The sequence below is a fragment of the Sphingobacterium kitahiroshimense genome, assembly GCF_025961315.1.
In the GTDB taxonomy this organism is placed as follows: Bacteria; Bacteroidota; Bacteroidia; order Sphingobacteriales; family Sphingobacteriaceae; genus Sphingobacterium; species Sphingobacterium anhuiense.
Genome location: NZ_JAOQNK010000001.1, coordinates 3,713,297 through 3,731,135, shown reverse-complemented (window position 1 = coordinate 3,731,135; position 17,839 = coordinate 3,713,297). Strand labels below are relative to the sequence as shown.

The following is a 17,839-nucleotide window of genomic DNA, read 5'->3' as shown; positions in this document are numbered from 1 at the left end:
TAAATCAACATTATTTATCTTCAGCACGTAAACCAGTAATGAAACTGAATTTATTTTGCTTTTGATTACGTAATGTTTCGATTACCGCATTAATTGAAGGATACTTTTCCGTTGCGTCAGCTCTGATAGCAATTTTCAATGGTCCTGGATAAACAAAATCCTTTTCCCCTTCTTTTGCCTTATTTACCTCTTCTGCAGCTAAACGTGCTGTTTGTATCCATTGGTATAATTCATTAGATAATGTTTCTGTACTATCGACAGGAATACCATTCTGAACACCAGGCTCAAGACGTTTGCTTGGCTCCATTGCCAACACTTGCTTGATCGCTTTCATAGGAGTACCGACATTTTCCATCAACGCAAACTGGTCGTAATCTTGTTGAGAAAAGTTAACGCCATATCTTGATGACATTTTCTCTAAAGTTTTAACCCTAACATCGCGGTCTGTCGCACCAAAAAATATTTTACCTTTATCCCCAACCGTAATAATACCTACGTTTGAATCTGGTAATTTATCTTTCGTGGTAGACGCCGGCGTATCAACCTCGAATGCTTCCGGTTGTTTCGCTGTAGATGTCATTACGAAGAATGAAAGAAGCAAGAATGATACGTCACACATCGCGGTCATATCAATGGATGTACTGGCTCTTTTTATTTTTGCTTTACCCATTTTAAACTTCTTTATAAATTAATTATTCAATCTCTTTCTATATGATGCTAATGAAACAATTATTCCATAAAATAATTTTCAAAAACATCATATAATTACTATTTGTGGTTCGCAGCGTATGTTTGTACGATTGAGAATCCAGCTTCGTCGATTGAATAAGTTAATTTATCAATTTTAGCTGTTAAGATATTGTACATTACAATCGCAATTGTTGAAGTACCGATACCTGTCGCTGTATTGATTAGGGCCTCAGAAATACCGTTTGCTAATTTAGCTGAGTCAGGAGTACCACCTGTTGCTAACGCACTGAAGGCCTTGATCATACCTGTTACTGTACCTAATAAACCTGTTAATGTACCGATAGAAACTAATGTAGCGATTACGTTTAAGTTTTTCTCTAACATCGGCATTTCTAATGCTGTTGTTTCTTCGATCTCTTTTTGAATTGCAATTGTTGCTTTCTCAGTATCTACAGCAGTATCAGCAGAAACTGATTTGTATTTTACTAAACCAGCTTTGATTACGTTTGCAACAGAACCTTTTTGTTTGTCACACTCAGCAATAGCTGAATCTAAATTACCGCCATTAATTAATACTTGTACTTTTCTTACGAAATTACCAACATTTCCTGTTCCAGAAGCTTTTCCAATTACAATGAAACGCTCAATAGAGAATACCCATACCATGAAGAATAAACCTAATAAAACCGGTACTACAGCACCTGCGTGATAAACCATTCCTAAATAGTTACCTGGTAAAGGTTGGTTCTCTGGATTATTATCAAGAAAGTTTGAAGGACTACCCATCACAAATTTCCATAAAAGGTAACCGAGAATGAAACAAATGATAATTGCAGCTTGTGCAAAGAAAGAACCTGAATTATTGCTCTCTTGTTTTGCAGCAGGACTTGTTTTAGGTGCGTTTGCCATTTTTCTAATTTTTTAGTTTTTTACTGTTGTTAAATATAATATGTTTTTTTTAATTATATGCTTGTTATATGTATTCGTTTTAAAATTTGTCAAGCAAATATAGTCTTTTATGCCATATTTAAAATCTTAAAGCGAAATATATTAGAAATATAAAAGAGACTTTAAATTCCCTTTACAATTCCTTAATATTAAGTTATCACCTCAGCGGTTCCGACTTTGAATCTATACGACTAATCCCTTTTATCAGGAGAAAGCAATAAATTTTTTACAATGAAAACCATTTTTTTTTTGATATGCAAGAAAACAAACGATTTAATTGCAAATTCAAGTAACCGCTCACTCACCTATCTACGTCTATCAAAAAACTTTCCATCTATGTTTAAACGAATATTACTTATTAATTTTCAGTCATTTACAAAGATTACCCCTGATCAATATGACCTTTTTAAGGCTAAAATAATGGAATACTAACCTCCCACCAATTTTACTTTGTATCCCTCAGAAAGTAACAGATCAGCAACTTTCTGTTTAAAATCTCCCTGTACAACTATTTCAGCATCTTTAGCACTTCCTCCAACACCGCATTTCTGTTTTAAAAACTTACATAACGCTTCAAGGTCTTCTTGTTTACCTTTAAATCCGGTAACGAGTGTGACAACTTTCCCTTTTCGCATCTTACGATCCAATTGAACTTTGAGCTGTTGCTTTTGATTAGGAAGTGTTTCTAGGTCCTCTAATAACTCTGAAAATTGATATTCAAAACTGTTATCTGTTGAATATACAACGCCCTCATACTGCTGTTTCTTATTTTTACTCATAACTTTTTTTAACAAATAACTTTCAATGCCTTAGGAATAATACCAATATCAAGACTCGACCCCAAGTCAACTGGCTCACCATCAATGTGAACAACCGATTTTACAATCGCTTCAATCTTAATATTTCTTCCCGGAATTATTTCGACGTAGTCGGACTGATCCGCTGACTTATTAAACAAATGAAACAACATTTTTGGTAAGATGTACATTGGAAATTGATGAACAATACACACATCTAATATCCCGTCGTTGACTGATGCCTGTGGTGCGATATAAGCGTTATTACCATATTGTGGTGAATTGGCGACAGAAATCATAAAAGCTTTACGCTCGTACTCTTTACCATCAATCCATAGTTTATAATCGCACGGTTTATATTTACTAAGTACGTTTATTGCCGATTTCAAATATCCCAAAGGCCCACGTATATTCTCATTAGCGAAATTCTCGCTAACAGATGCATCAAAACCTAATCCAGCAATATTAAAAAACTTTCTATTATTTATCGTGCCACAATCCACCTCTACAAATTCAAATCGATTTATTCGACGAATTGCAGCAGTCTCATTTAAGGGAATACCAAGATACAAGGCAAGCCCATTACCTGAACCTTCAGGAACAATACCTAAGGGTATACCGCTCTCTGCTAATGCCGATCCTAACTCATTTATTGTTCCATCGCCTCCTACTGCTATCACTGCATCGTACTTTTCTTCAACAGCTCGCAAACCAATTTCGTACGCATGATTTGCATAGGATGTTTCCTGAAAAGTAGGATCAAACTTTTGTAAATCAAGCACATCCAACACCTGCTTCTTAAAAGATGTTTTGCGCTTCCCTCCCGAAATCGGATTGATAACAAACAGTATTTGTTTACGTTCTCCCATAAATCAAATATACGCTTATTCACTAATTTCTTGAAACAATGTCAAAATTCTTAAATACCATTGAAATTGATCCAGCTATTTTAAACTATTCTACAAGAAATCTTTAAACTTAACAGAAAGTATTGTAGTTTTGTGTCGACAATAAAAATGTGGACTGATTTGCGTAGTATATTCTTAATGAGAATATAACAGGAGATTGCAACCACAGTAAAAAAGTGCTAAAACCATCATATAGCAAGGCTATTTAGTACTTTTCTATTGAAATAACCTCTCCTCGCAAATCCTTATAATATAATATTAAAAAAGGTAATATGGCTTACTTATTTACGTCCGAATCTGTTTCAGAAGGACATCCAGACAAAATTGCTGATCAAATCTCAGATGCACTGATTGACAATTTTTTAGCTTGGGACGAAGATGCACGCGTTGCAATCGAAACTTTGGTTACAACGGGACAGGTTGTGCTTGCAGGTGAAGTGAAATCAAAAATATATTTAGATGTTCAAAAAATAACACGTGCAGTAATAGAGCGCATTGGTTATACCAAGTCTGAATATATGTTTGAAGCAAATTCATGTGGTGTATTATCAGCTATCCATGAACAGTCGGCAGATATTAATCAGGGTGTAGACCGTAAGGCAAAGCAAGATCAAGGTGCCGGCGATCAAGGAATCATGTTTGGATATGCAAGCAATGAAACGGATAACTATATGCCACTGGCCTTAGATTTATCGCATCGCTTACTTTATGAATTAGCGGCATTACGTCGTGAAAATAAGGAAATTACTTATTTACGCCCTGATGCTAAATCACAAGTAACGTTAGAATATACGGAAGATCATAAACCAGCACGTATCGACACCATAGTGATCTCTACACAACACGATGATTTTTCATCAGAAGAAGAGATGCGTGAAAAAATTACAGCTGATATTAAAAATATCTTAATCCCAAGGGTGAAAGCACAATTAAAACCTGAACTGCAAGAATTATTTAATGGTGATATCAAGTTTCATATTAACCCAACAGGAAAATTTGTTATTGGTGGACCACATGGTGATACCGGTCTGACAGGTCGCAAAATTATTGTTGATACATACGGTGGTAAAGGTGCACATGGCGGTGGAGCTTTTTCAGGAAAAGATCCGTCAAAAGTAGACCGTTCTGCTGCTTATGCAACACGTCACATCGCTAAAAACTTAGTTGCCGCAGGTATTGCAGATGAAATTTTAGTTCAGATTTCTTATGCGATTGGTGTAAAAGATCCTATGGGAATTTATGTCAATACCTATGGAACAAGCAAAGTGGAATTAAACGATAGTCAAATTGCCGATAAAATCACTGAAATTTTTGACATGACTCCTTACGGTATTGAAACCAGGTTAGGCCTAAGAAACCCAATTTATTCGGAAACCGCAGCATATGGACATATGGGTAGAACCCCAAAAACTGTAACGAAAGAATTTGAAAATTCTAACGGTGATAAAAAAACAGTTGAAGTTGAGCTATTTACTTGGGAAAAACTGGACTTTATTGATAAGGTAAAGACAGCTTTTGGTTTATAGTCATTTAAATTTGGCTACACTCATAAAAACACAGCAGGCTCATCATATGATGAGCCTGCTGTGTTTTTATGATATGGTAGTTTAATCTCTCTACAGACTGATTAGATAAGACCTCGTGCTTTAATCTCTAAGTATTTGTTAATCGAATTGATGGTTAGATTTTCTGGTGCTGTATAAATTGTTTGAATTCCGTTTCTATGCAATTCTTGAATAATGAGATTTTTCTCATAAATGAATTTTTCAGCAATAATTTGGTTATATATTTCAATCGTCCTGTAAGGCGAACTTTTCGCGAGTTCATCCAATTCTGTATTTTGAAATACGACAATTACTACGATATGAGAACGGTTGAGCATTTTTAAATAAGCTAACTGCCTATTTAGAGCATCCAAAGTTTCGAAATTTGTGTAAATAAAGATAAGAGAACGTTTATTAATATGTTTATTCGCGTAAGTATATAAATTGCCAAATTCAGACTCCTGAAATTCGGTTTGAATATGATAGAGTGCCTCTGAAATCCGCATCATTTGATTATTACGCTTCTCTGCAACAACCTGATTACCGATCTCTTTTGAAAAAGTAAGCATCCCTGCACGATCATGTTTCAAAATAGCCGCATTAGATAAAACTAAAGTAGCATTAATGGAATAATCCAATAATGTCATCTCTTCAAACGGCATACGCATCGCTCGTCCAGTATCAATGAAACTATAAATGGGTTGTGATTTTTCTTCTTCAAATTGATTTATCATCAATTTCTTAACTTTGGCTGAAGCCTTCCAATTCATCCTTCTGTAATCATCTCCTTGCACATAATCACGCACATGATCAAACTCCATGGCTGCACCAATTCTTCGAATACGCTTAACACCCATTTCATTCAACCTGTTGGTCGTGGCTAAAAGCTGATATTTACGTAATTGAATAAAAGAAGGATAACATGGAATGCTTAAGGTATCATTTGTTGCAAACCTTCTTTCAAAAAAACCCAAAAAACGAGCCATAGCACAACATTTTCCAAAAGAATAAATACCCCGACGTGTCAATTTCAGACTATAATGAATTTCCTTTTCTAAAAAAGGGGATAATGTAATTTCAAAATCTTTATCTCGAACCTGTAATTCCACTGGAAATTCTTCTAATATACGAACGAATATCCGACGGGGATACCGACTTTCGGCTCTGATAATAAGTGGGTTTTCGTCACCATTAGAAAATTTTTCTGGATAATTCCGTATCACAGAAACATTCCCTTTACCAGAAAATAAGAATATCAAATCCCAGATCATCACGGCAGTTAAGATCCAAAAAAGAATAGCTACAGGAATAAACAACACTTTCACAAAAAATGAAATAACAAAAAATGTTGCAATGGTCAGCAGACCATAAAAAAATCGATTTGTGAAATACAGTTGTTTGAGCTTCTTCATTATCTCGGAATTTCTATACTAGCAATGATTTGATCAATAATGTAATCTGTTGTGAAACCTTCCATTTCCTTCTCAGGAGTCAGCATAACACGGTGTCCTAAAACCGCAAAAGCAACTTTTTTAATATCTTCAGGTGTGACAAAATCACGACCATTTAGTGCTGCTGAAGCTTTAGCAGATTCCAAAATAGCAATTGAAGCTCGAGGTGATGCACCTAATGTCAAATTAGGATTGTTTCTGGTCTTAGAAATTAAATGAGCGATATAAACCAAAATTTCATCATGTACATATATGGATTTGATCAAACGCTGAAAATCAGCAATTTCTTGCGAAGACACAACCTGTTGAACCAACGCTTCTTTATCTTGCGCCTTTTGTAAGTGATGCTCCTTTAAAATCAACAACTCCTGTTCTTGATCAGGGTAATGAACATCTATTTTAAAAAGAAAACGATCTAATTGTGCCTCTGGAAGTCGATAAGTTCCTTCGTGCTCAATTGGATTTTGTGTTGCAAATACAATAAACGGGGTCGGTAAAAAATAAGTTTCCCCATCAACTGTCACCTGGCGTTCGGCCATAGATTCAAATAAAGATGCCTGAGTTTTGGCAGGAGAACGATTTATTTCATCAATTAAGATGATATTCGCAAAAATAGGTCCTCTCTTAAAAATAAATTCATTCGTCTTTAAATCCAAAATAGAAGAACCTGTGACATCTGAAGGCATTAAATCCGGTGTAAACTGAATTCGTTTGAAATCACTAGCAATTGTTTTTGAAACCAATTTCGCAGATAATGTCTTCGCCACTCCAGGCAAACCTTCAATCAAAGAGTGACCTGATGCTAGGATCGAAATCAATAGCATATCCAAGAGTTGATCCTGACCAACAATCACTTTCTTTACTTCAGCTTTTACAGCTGCCATTTTATCATATAGAACCGTCAAATCTAAACGATTCTCAAAAGGCATATATTTTTCAAATTCACTCATTACATTTCTGCTTTAACTTTAAATTCTTCTATTTTAGTATTGACATTTCTTAAATCCTGTTCTGTAAAATGACTTCCTTTTTGGCATTGTGTTATCAATTGAATCATTTCTGCTGTTATTTCTTTTGATACACCAGAGCGTTCAGACAAGTTCTCTAAAAATTCTTCTTCATGAATAAGTAATGTATCAACATGAAATTTTTTGCGAATATCATGTAAAAAATAATCAATCTTTTTGTGAACCATATTTTCCGGAGAACCATTTTCATAATATAATGTTGCAATGGTTTCACAGAACTGCTTAGACAAATTAGGTTCTGGAAGAACTGTTTTAACAGCGCGCTGCTCTCTTCTGCTCTTAAAAATTAAAAACAATAATAAGCTGACTAGCAATAAATACCATGCTTGTCTCAATCCCATATGATTTAACAGAACACGAAGCGGTGTTTTCGATTCATTATATTTACTCTTAAAATCATACCACCCAATAGTCTGTCCATCCAAATAGCTAAAAGCTCTGGCGACATATTGATATTGCTTTTGATTGTTCAACAAATAATAATTACCAAATAACTCGGGTGTAATATGTAGCATGATGCTCCCTTTACCTATTTTTAAAGAAATAAAGTTCGGCAACAAATGTTCCTTATAGCGCAAACCACCTAAGATCGTTGCAGACTTTGGTAGTTTGGTGAACGAATAATCCAAAGTACTCTTATTAAAAGAAATAGGTATCCCATCTTGGGTAAGCTCAACTTTTATTTCTTCCTCAATATCATCTTGATTATCATAGAAGTATTCATAATCAACCTGTAACGTATCTAATAATTTTTGATTGATCTGCTCGGCAGCAATAAAAACTTTGCCGCCATTTGTCGCGAATTTTAATATGCGATTATTAACAGCATCACCAAGGTCAAACGCTTCTGAAATAAACAACAGCTGTTCTTTTGGAGCATTAAGTCTATTGTCTGATTCAAAGTAGGTAAATAGATCTTCTTTAATATCGATAACCTTCGCCTGTTTGTCAAACATATGTGGAAGCTCTTCATGGGTCACATAAAGTCCGAAGGGATTTTTATCTTTTTGATCAAATGTTCTGTCCCAAATAATAGGTTTCTTACTCGTTAGATCAATGATACCAATTGCACCAAATACAATTGTAAAAATAAATACGCTAAATTTTAACGAGCCTTTCATGAGATTTTAGATTGAAAATTTTTAAAATCTTGTTGATAACGCTCAAAATCGGCAGCAGTTAAATTAAAATCACCAAACCAAACATATTCAAACACCCGAGTGCATTTAATAAACTCATTTTTTAAAACTGAGTCTGAAATTTCATTTGCAAAATCATTATTTGTTTTACTATACTTCCACTTGATCACATGAGCATGTGCTAGTTTTTGAATATTTAACAATTGCATATAACGAATAGCGAGTGTATAATTTCTATCCTTAATCGAATCAACGAGATAGGGCTTTAAATCAGTATTCATCAAATTCTTCTCTACATACCCCAAATTTTGAACACCCTCTGTTTCAGGCTCTTTATTGTCTTTTCTAAAGAAGCTATCCCTTGAATAAATTAATTTATAAAAGATATAAATCAATACCGCTAAACCTAATATTCCTAAGAAATAGAAAAACTCTTCATTATAATTAAAAGAAGAATTGGGCATCAAACTGCTTAGCCAACGATTGAAACGGGTCATTAAACGATCAAAAAAACCAATTTTATCTTTAATATTCTCAGAATAGATAAACTCTTCGGATTGATAGCGATCCAAGACACTTTTATAATCTGTAATCGTTACTGTAGCAGCACGATTATCTTTCGGAATTTCCTGAAACAAATTCTTGTTCCAAATATCGACGCGACTTTGCTTTAATGTATCTATACTCGGCATAGCCATACGCATAGAGTCTTTATTTGCATAGCTAGCTGTCGTGAAAAATAAAAGAATAACAAAAAAATATCTATTCATCATTTTTCCCTCCCAAATTTGCAATCATCGCATAGATACGATCGCCATATTTAAAATCTTTCGCCGTTTCGTAGATGATCCCATTTGCCAGAACACCTCCCATATATAAAAAAATTGTCAGAAGAGTTACAAGGAGCGCTCCTATGGTCATTAACATTTTCCCAAAAGATCCATCGAAAAAAGAGCTATCAAATTCCAAGAAATTATAGGAAATTAGCCCGATGATTAATCCTGGAATGAAAGTCAACATCATCATGACTACTTGAAAAATGAAACTAACAATATAAGTGGCAATACCATATTGAACAATATTCTTTCGAATGACATTAAATGTCTCTAAAAAAGTCGTCGTCAAAGAAAAATATCCTTCCCGATAAAACAAGAACGAGCAGAAAAACCACAATCCAATTATTGAAAATAAGATTCCAATCGCAAAGCTGCCAAACAAAGGAATAAACATGAGAATAATCATAGCTATTCCCGCGGGAATACCAATTATTAAGACGACCAACATAGACGCGAAGAAAAACTTCACGTACATACCGATGTGGTTTCGAAATGCGTTCAATAAATCTCTACCTGTAAAGTCCGTATTTTTTTGATTCTTCAATAAAATAAAATATTCGATGCAGATACCGTAAATGTATAATCCTAATAATAGGATAGTAACACACAGAAGACTTACCCATAAGTACACGTTAAGATCTTCAAAGGAATCACTTTCGGATGAAAATGTAATTTTTGTAGATAAATAGTAATAGAGGATTGTCGTGATACTCAAGGGTATAATAGAAACACTAAAAACTGTTCCGACAAAATGACCCAAAACAATTTTTAACAAATCGATAAAACTCTGTAAAAAATCGCCAATTTTACGTTCCTTCTGAAATTCGAAATTTATTTCCATTGATTGATTTTAGCTAATTGAAAAGGACGTAGAATATAATAATATAAAATCATCACCAATGTAATTATTATGATCAGCAAGCACATGGTCATAGAAATATGATAGTAACGGGTAACAAACCCCTCTAATGTACCAGCAAGTATAAAAAATGGAATTGTACTCGCTAAAACCTTCATTGATAATTTTGCCGCTCGAATAAAGGCTTCCATTCTACTATATGATTTTGGGAACAAGAAACTATTACCTAACATTAAACCACAACCTCCTGCTATGATAATAACAGAAATTTCTATAGTTCCGTGTATCCAAATGGCAGACATCGCCTTTTGTAAAACCCCGTATTCATAAAACATATAATGAAATGCACCTAACATGATACCGTTAGAGAAAAGAATATAACCCGTTCCCACACTAAAAAAAACACCAAACGTAAAAGCTAAAAAAGCTACCCTTACATTATTAATGGTGATCGCTAGTGCAGATCCAAAATTATTCCCTGATGCATAAATGGCAGCAGGATCCCCTTTTCGGATATTATCAATGGACTGATCGACATAGGCATCTCCTAAAATTAACCGCACAAAATTTTCATCATAGTGAGCAGATAAAAACCCAATAATGCTCGCCAAAAGAAAAATCAAAAAAGAAAACAACAACGGCCGCCGCATTTCCCAAACAGCATAAGGTATTTCATATGAAAAAAAATGCTTAAGTTTATTTTCAGAAGCTTTCTGATCTTTATATATTTTTTGATGTGCTAAAATGGCCAACTCATTTAAATAATCTTTTGTCCTACTTTCTGGATAGAAAGTTTGTGCATAGGCTAAGTCATTGGTGAGTTCAATATAATTTGACGCCAGTTCATCGGGATTAACATCAACATGAATGGATAAATTATTTTCAATTGACAACCATTTTTCCTTATTTCGCTCGATGAATGATGCTTCTCTCATGAATATAAATTTTAAACCGGCTATTTCAAATATATGAATAAACTATTAATAAATACTCCACAGAACGTAAAAATAGAATACAATTTAGCTTCATTAGGTTCTAGAATTATTGCTTTTGCTATTGATTACTTTATTATTCTTGTTTATTATATCTTAATAATTGTCATTCTTGACTCTTTCCATATTAATATGGGAGATTCCTGGTTATTCTTTGGTATTCTATCATTATTGACACTTCCCGCCCTCTTGTATCCTCTTGTTATGGAAACCGCAATGTCAGGACAAAGCATAGGAAAGAAAATCATGAAAATTAAAGTGGTTAAGATCGACGGAACCCGCGCCAACTTTTATCAATATTTTGCCCGTTGGACATTTTCTCTGGTTGATATCTGGATGTGTATGGGCGGGATTGCAATTACTTCAATTGCCCTATCCAAATATGGACAACGTATTGGCGATTTATCCGGTGAGACATCTGTCATTAGTTTAAAAGCAAAATTAAACCTACAACAGACCATCTTTGAGGATGTCCCATCAGAAAAAGACATCATCTTTCCGCAAGTAATTAAATTGAGCGATCAAGATGCAAATAAGGTAAAGGAGATTTACGATGGCGCTGTCAGAAGGAAAGACTACAATATTCTTTTAGCCCTTACTCAGAAACTAGAAAACATTATGGATGTTAAATCAACGATGCATCCTAATGATTTTGTCAATCAAGTCATGAAAGATCATTATATCTTATTCCGTAATAAATAGAAAAAGCCGCCTATGGGCGACTTTTTCTATTTATTCTTAAAGTAATTACTCCGCAATACTTGCTGCAGAAGTCTGTACCTGACGGTTCACCTTTTTCACCAAACCTTGTAACACATTGCCCGGGCCTACTTCGACAAAAGCTTCTGCTCCGTCTGCTAACATATTTTGAACTGTTTGAGTCCAACGTACTGCACCAGTTAACTGTGCGATCAAATTCTCTTTTATCGTTGCTGCATCTGTATATGGCTTTGCATCCACATTTTGATAAACAGGACAAATCGGCGTGTTAATTTCAACCGCTTCGATTGCTGCCTGTAGCTCAACTTTAGCCGGCTCCATCAATGGAGAGTGAAAAGCACCGCCAACATTTAATTTCAAAGCACGTTTAGCGCCAGCCTCGGTCAAAAGCGCACAAGCTTTATCTACTCCGGCGATAGAGCCAGAAATTACCAATTGACCTGGACAATTATAATTTGCCGCAACCACTACATCATCCACTTTTGCACAAATATCCTCCACAACAGCATCTTCAAGACCTAAAATCGCAGCCATAGTGGAAGGCTCCAATTCACAAGCTTTTTGCATCGCGTTAGCACGTTGTGACACTAATTTCAATCCATCCTCAAAAGACAAAGCTCCCGCTGATACTAAAGCAGAAAACTCACCTAAAGAATGACCTGCAACCATATCAGGTTGAAATTGATCTCCCAAGGCTTTCGCTAAAATCACTGAATGTAAAAAAATCGCTGGTTGAGTAACGTTGGTCTGTTTCAGCTGCTCATCAGTTCCTGCAAACATAATATCGGTAATACGAAACCCTAATATATCGTTTGCTTTTTCAAATAAAGCTTTTGTTTCTTCATTCAGATTATACAGGTCCTGCCCCATTCCTACGAATTGAGCGCCTTGACCAGGAAATACATATGCTGTTTTCATATTTAAAATTATCTGTTCTAATGCACAAACTTAGATAAATTGTCTTTTATATACAATATCATAAAGTCGAATATCAGAAGCTGTACGCGTTACCTATACTTTAATATTTTAATTCATGAAATCGTATACAGTCAATCCGTTTATGCATCTCTTAAATTCCTTTAAGGAATAAAAAAATTAAACACTAAGATTCAGGAACAAAACTCAGTGATGTCATGCGAGCGGGATCTAAAATCTCCCGTGATGTTTCCAATAATTCTGTCGTTGAAATCGCTTTTATTTTATCAATAATAACATCTAGTTCAATAATCTGGTTGTAGTCCATCACATTCTTTGCCGCAGCAATGATCATGCTCATCCTGTTTTCCTCTGAAAGTGCGATCTGACCGATAAATTTGCGTTTTGCTTTCTGAAGCTGTACAGCACTCATCTCCTTTTCACAAAATTTATTAAGCTCCCTAAAAACAAGTGTTTTTGCTTTCTCTATCTTTTCTTCATCTGTTCCCAAATAAATACTAAATAAGCCCGAATCTGAAAACATGGTATAATTAGATTCGATTGTATAAGCTATTCCATATTTTTCACGAATGGAAAGATTCAATATCGAACTCATCCCCATTCCTCCCAGCATATTATTTAATAACAATAAACCTGTTTTTCGGTCGTCTCTAAAACTATATGCATGTGCACCGACCATATAATGGACCTGATTAATTGGTTTAGGAATCTCGACATGCGATACAGGCACCGCAACAACATCATTCCTCTCCCGCTGAATTTTATTTTCAGCAACGGATGCAAAAATTTTATTGGCAAGCCTTTCGACCTGTTTAACCGTATAATTTCCTGTAATCGAAATCACGATTTCATTTGTATCGTAATTTGACTGAATAAAATCATGAATATCGCTTTTTGTAAGTGCCAACAATTGATCCTCAAGACCGAGTATATTATGCCCCAAACCAGCTCCTTTGAATAATAGATCTTCAAAATCATCTACAATAGATTCTTCAGGACTGTCCAGATAAGAAGCCATTTCATCGACAATAACCGATTTCTCTTTATCTAATTCCTCCTCAGGAAAAGTCGAATGAAAAAAGATATCCTCAAATAGATCTAAAGCTTTATCCAAATACGGGGTCAAAAATGATGCATGTACACATGTATATTCTTTTGTCGTATAGGCATTAAGATCTCCACCAACAGCTTCCAAATGGTTTAAAATCTGATTCGTACTTCTACGTTCAGTTCTTTTAAAAAGTAGGTGCTCAATAAAATGTGCAACGCCAAATTTACCTTCTTTTTCATCTCTTGACCCTGCATTGATTAACATACAAGCATGTGTAATCGGTAGGTTTTGCGGTTGAAAAACCACACGGATACCATTGGATAAGCGTATTATTTCGTATTCCATATATTAATTTGGAGATTCTATTTAATTATTTTTAATGCCATATCGCATTATATTTCTAGGATGAAAACCAAAACCTTGACTTTCATATAATTTTTGTGCCGGTAAGTTATGCGGTTCAACCTCTAGCAGAACCAATTTACAGCCCTTGTCCTGAACATATTCTTTGACAAACTCAACAGCCTTTTTACCTAAACCTTTGCCTCTTGCATCAGCATTTAAATATAATTCGTCCAGCAAAGCTACCGTTCCCTTAAATTCAAAGCTAAAGAAATAAACAACAATAATATACCCCAGGACTAAATCATTTTCTTTAATTAGCCAAGACTGCCCCAGCTTTTCATCGTCAAGAAAAATTCTAAAATTTTCTCGGCTTACAATAGGATCGATATCATATCCATCAATTGCATAAAAATCTTGCATCATAGCAACAATGATATCAATATTTTCAGACGTTAATTTTTCAAATGTGATCATAATGCATTCGTTTAGTGGCAAAAATAACTAAATAAAAACAGTCGAATTCTATAACAGTCGAAAAATGACGTGGATGGGATATAGCACCAAACAAAAAATGGTTCTGATCTTACGATCAGAACCATTTTATCCACTTGTTTTTCGATAGGTAGGTGGTAAGCTTACATGCGTGGCGGGCGCATGCCTCCATGACCGCCACCATCTCCTGTCGGAGAGCCTAATGCAAATTTTTGAAATTTATATGTGAATAATAGCATAAAGTAACGTCCCAATCTATTAGTACGACTATCGACAACCATAGATTCACTAACTGTTCTGGAAACATTTGTTTGCTCATTTAAGAGGTCAAATGCCTGTAAGCGCACTGTTCCACGCTGACCTTTTAAAAACTTTTGTTCCACATAAGTATTGATGATAAATGGATTAGCATTTATACCATCCCCATAACCCTGATTGAATTGTTTTGACAAATCCGCCCCGAAAATTGTGGTAGGGGTAATATTTACAGAACCAATTAAGGTTGGTGTCCAAGATGAAATATTAGTGGTTCTATTTGTTAATGAATTTTCAGTATGATTATATTGATACCTAACTCCAGGATTAATCTCCAGATTCTCTGAAGGATTATATCGCAACATTAATCCTTGATTGAATACAATATTTCTAGACACATTTTTCAAACCAATATTATCAAGACTATCTGTTGATGAATAGCCTATTCTTTTGTTATAAGAAACACCTCCCATCAACATGATGTTATACGTCTTTTCTTTCAAAGATTTACCATAATGATAGAAGGAACTAATTCCAAATGGATGATCATTTGATTCATTGAGATAGCGCGTCTCAGAAATTAAAGTAGTATCGACTCCTCCTGTATTACTATTCTTTAAACGGCCCAAATATGATTTATTTAAACTTACAATTTTATTTTCTGCTAAATTTGCATTTACAAAAGCAAAGAAATTATTTCCCTTCTGAAAATCATTTTTACGAAATCTAATATTCATTTGATGATTAAACTCGGGATTTAGATTCGCATTACCCATAACAATACTGGTACGGTTGGTACTCATATCAAACGGAAGAATCTGTGTTACTGATGGCTCAGTTGTTGATCCACTATAATTTAGGGAAATATTAGATTGGCGCGAAAATTTGTATTCAAACCGTGCAATTGGCATCCAATTCAAGTTATTACGATGAATAGGTACAGATAAATCTGAACTCAAGGCACTACCTCTTAATTGAGACGGTTGCGCGGCCGCACCAATGGAATAAGTTACTTTTTCTCCACTATACAAATAATTAGCTCCAACTCTATGCGTTGTGAACGAGTAGTCATAATTATAATCAAAGTTCAATTTAGGATCGTTAAGAATCTCATTTTCATCTTTATCATAACCCTGTTGTTGGTTTGAATTATCATATTTATTCTTATTGAAGTCATATGTAAATTCTAATTTACCGTTCTTTGACAAAGGTTCTGTGTAGTTCAATGAACCTCCCGCATTCCAACTCTTATTTTTTGCTTCTTGGATAGTTTTCTCGTAGATTGAATTTAAAGAGGCATCAGCATTATTAGGATCTTCCAATAATCGTTGTAATATTGCATTTTGATCCTTATCTGTTTTGGCGTTATTATAATTCATATTCATGAAAATATTACGGCCATTTTCATTCAACTTACGATTATATAAACCACTTATACCATAACGCGGGGCCGTTGAATTTGAAAAAATACTTTGATCTTGCGAATTATTAAATTCCTCATTTCTAAAAGTAATCGAATTTGTTACTGTATTCGCATCACCATCATCAAATCCAAACTGAGGTGTTATTTTAATATAATCCTTTGTCGATGGTTTCCATTCCAGATTGGCCTCGAAACGATGACTGGCACCAATATTATTTGAGTTTGACTTTATACTATCATTTTGCGTGATACCTCTCAAGGTAATCTCTTGAAATTGCTCGGACAAAGTAGTATTATCACTATGACTGTAGCTATAGCTTCCATAAACAGTCAGCTTATCCGAAAAATCTTTCCTTGCATTCAAACCAATTGAGCCCAATTTTGTCAAACCATCTGATCCACCAAACATACCGCCACCTCGACGACCTCCACCACCTTGTTGACGGCGAGCTCCCCCACCGGTAGTATTAAAATCAAATAATGGTGCATTTGTATTATTAAGATTTCCTAAAATAGAAATCTGCTCTCCTTCTCTCATACCCATCCACATACCGGTAGCTTGATAACGGTCTTCTGTACCGTAACCAGCACGTAAAGTTGCCATTTGCCCTTTATTATATTTGGGATCAATCTGGATATTCAAAACTTTCTCCGAATCACCATTTTTGTTGCCTGTTATATTGGCCATATCTCCATAGTCATCAACAATCTGCATCTTCTCAATGATATTGGCAGGAAGATTCTGTGTTGCAGTTTTGACATCCCCACCAAAGAAATCTTTACCGTTAATGCGTACACGTTTCACGGATTCACCTTGAGCAGTTACATTACCGTCTTTATCCACCTCAACTCCCTGTAATTTCTTCAACGCATCTTCGGCCACAGATCCATCTCGTAATTTTAGATCCTTCATGGTATATTCCAATGTATCACCTTTAACAACAATAGTCGGCACACCATCAATAACCACTTCTTCCAATAATTCTGAGGCCGGCTTTAATGTAAAGCTTGGAATAATGTATTTACTTTCTCCTTCCGGATAGGTAAACTCTTGCTCAAATCTTTCAAAACCTAAGTTTGAAACAGAAATTTTAAACTTACTCGCCTTTACATTATTAAAAATAAATATACCGGCAATCGAAGAACTGGTTACTAGGGAATCTTGATCTGAAATCAATTTTACTGAAGCTCCAGCGACAACACGAATCTTGTCATCTTTCAACATCCCTTGAACGGATTTCGTCTGTCCTTGAGCAACCCAGCTCAATAACATACTGCAAAATAAAAGGAAAGTAATCCTCATCATATACATCTTTTTGTAATTATCGGTTCTTATTCTGTGTGGTAATCCCACCAGGCTCAAATAAATCAACCCAATCTTCCCATTCATCTCATGATACGCTGTACTGAATCTTTCTAACATAA

General features: G+C 34.9%; 16 protein-coding genes. 2 read left to right on the top strand and 14 right to left on the bottom strand.

The window, feature by feature from the left end:
- Positions 1-10: 10 nt before the first annotated feature.
- From M2265_RS16540 to M2265_RS16525, 4 genes are all read right to left on the bottom strand, one after another.
- Entirely contained in the window at positions 11-670 is a 660-nt protein-coding gene (locus M2265_RS16540; protein WP_021190709.1) for an ExbD/TolR family protein, read from the bottom strand.
- A 98-nt stretch (positions 671-768) separates the two neighbouring features.
- Positions 769-1,599, bottom strand: coding sequence for a MotA/TolQ/ExbB proton channel family protein (locus M2265_RS16535; RefSeq protein ID WP_132769984.1), 831 nt, complete (start codon positions 1,597-1,599; stop codon positions 769-771).
- 467 nt (positions 1,600-2,066) lie between these two features.
- Positions 2,067-2,417, bottom strand: coding sequence for a translation initiation factor (locus tag M2265_RS16530; RefSeq protein WP_132769986.1), 351 nt, complete (start codon positions 2,415-2,417; stop codon positions 2,067-2,069).
- An 8-nt stretch (positions 2,418-2,425) separates the two neighbouring features.
- Complete coding sequence (locus tag M2265_RS16525; protein WP_132769988.1) at positions 2,426-3,304, bottom strand: diacylglycerol/lipid kinase family protein; 879 nt, start codon at positions 3,302-3,304, stop codon at positions 2,426-2,428.
- A 311-nt stretch (positions 3,305-3,615) separates the two neighbouring features.
- On the opposite strand from M2265_RS16525, the gene metK reads away from it, so the two are divergent.
- A complete protein-coding gene (gene metK, locus M2265_RS16520; protein WP_021190713.1) occupies positions 3,616-4,869 on the top strand; it encodes a methionine adenosyltransferase in 1,254 nt (417 codons plus the stop codon).
- A 101-nt stretch (positions 4,870-4,970) separates the two neighbouring features.
- On the opposite strand, the gene M2265_RS16515 is transcribed toward metK, so the two are convergent.
- Genes M2265_RS16515 through M2265_RS16490 form a run of 6 tightly spaced genes read right to left on the bottom strand, consistent with a single transcriptional unit; the run spans position 4,971 to position 11,135 of the window.
- Entirely contained in the window at positions 4,971-6,299 is a 1,329-nt protein-coding gene (locus M2265_RS16515; protein WP_165905889.1) for a DUF58 domain-containing protein, read from the bottom strand.
- Positions 6,299-7,288, bottom strand: coding sequence for an AAA family ATPase (locus M2265_RS16510; protein WP_132769990.1), 990 nt, complete (start codon positions 7,286-7,288; stop codon positions 6,299-6,301). The genes M2265_RS16515 and M2265_RS16510 overlap by 1 nt, the downstream gene beginning before the upstream one ends.
- Complete coding sequence (locus M2265_RS16505) at positions 7,288-8,487, bottom strand: DUF4350 domain-containing protein (protein WP_132769992.1); 1,200 nt, start codon at positions 8,485-8,487, stop codon at positions 7,288-7,290. The genes M2265_RS16510 and M2265_RS16505 overlap by 1 nt, the downstream gene beginning before the upstream one ends.
- The gene (locus tag M2265_RS16500) at positions 8,484-9,278 is read right to left on the bottom strand and encodes a DUF4129 domain-containing protein (RefSeq protein ID WP_132769994.1); all 795 of its coding nucleotides are present in this window, start codon (positions 9,276-9,278) and stop codon (positions 8,484-8,486) included. Before M2265_RS16500 ends, M2265_RS16505 begins: the two co-directional genes overlap by 4 nt.
- Entirely contained in the window at positions 9,268-10,182 is a 915-nt protein-coding gene (locus M2265_RS16495) for an ABC transporter permease (RefSeq protein ID WP_132769996.1), read from the bottom strand. The genes M2265_RS16500 and M2265_RS16495 overlap by 11 nt, the downstream gene beginning before the upstream one ends.
- Complete coding sequence (locus M2265_RS16490; protein ID WP_132769998.1) at positions 10,173-11,135, bottom strand: stage II sporulation protein M; 963 nt, start codon at positions 11,133-11,135, stop codon at positions 10,173-10,175. The genes M2265_RS16495 and M2265_RS16490 overlap by 10 nt, the downstream gene beginning before the upstream one ends.
- Positions 11,136-11,168: 33 nt before the next feature.
- On the opposite strand from M2265_RS16490, the gene M2265_RS16485 reads away from it, so the two are divergent.
- A complete protein-coding gene (locus M2265_RS16485; protein ID WP_132770000.1) occupies positions 11,169-11,894 on the top strand; it encodes an RDD family protein in 726 nt (241 codons plus the stop codon).
- 45 nt (positions 11,895-11,939) lie between these two features.
- Here M2265_RS16485 and fabD read toward each other — a convergent pair whose 3' ends face one another.
- The 4 genes from fabD to M2265_RS16465 all read right to left on the bottom strand — a co-directional run bounded on the left by fabD (position 11,940) and on the right by M2265_RS16465 (position 17,720).
- Positions 11,940-12,830 carry an ACP S-malonyltransferase gene (gene fabD, locus M2265_RS16480; protein ID WP_132770002.1) on the bottom strand — a complete coding sequence of 297 codons (891 nt, stop codon included), beginning with the start codon at positions 12,828-12,830 and terminating at the stop codon, positions 11,940-11,942.
- 184 nt (positions 12,831-13,014) lie between these two features.
- Positions 13,015-14,244 carry a M16 family metallopeptidase gene (locus M2265_RS16475; protein ID WP_132770004.1) on the bottom strand — a complete coding sequence of 410 codons (1,230 nt, stop codon included), beginning with the start codon at positions 14,242-14,244 and terminating at the stop codon, positions 13,015-13,017.
- A gap of 21 nt (positions 14,245-14,265) precedes the next feature.
- A complete protein-coding gene (locus M2265_RS16470) occupies positions 14,266-14,718 on the bottom strand; it encodes a GNAT family N-acetyltransferase (protein ID WP_021190724.1) in 453 nt (150 codons plus the stop codon).
- A 161-nt stretch (positions 14,719-14,879) separates the two neighbouring features.
- Positions 14,880-17,720 carry an outer membrane beta-barrel protein gene (locus M2265_RS16465; protein ID WP_232789374.1) on the bottom strand — a complete coding sequence of 947 codons (2,841 nt, stop codon included), beginning with the start codon at positions 17,718-17,720 and terminating at the stop codon, positions 14,880-14,882.
- Between the last annotated feature and the right edge of the window lie 119 nt (positions 17,721-17,839).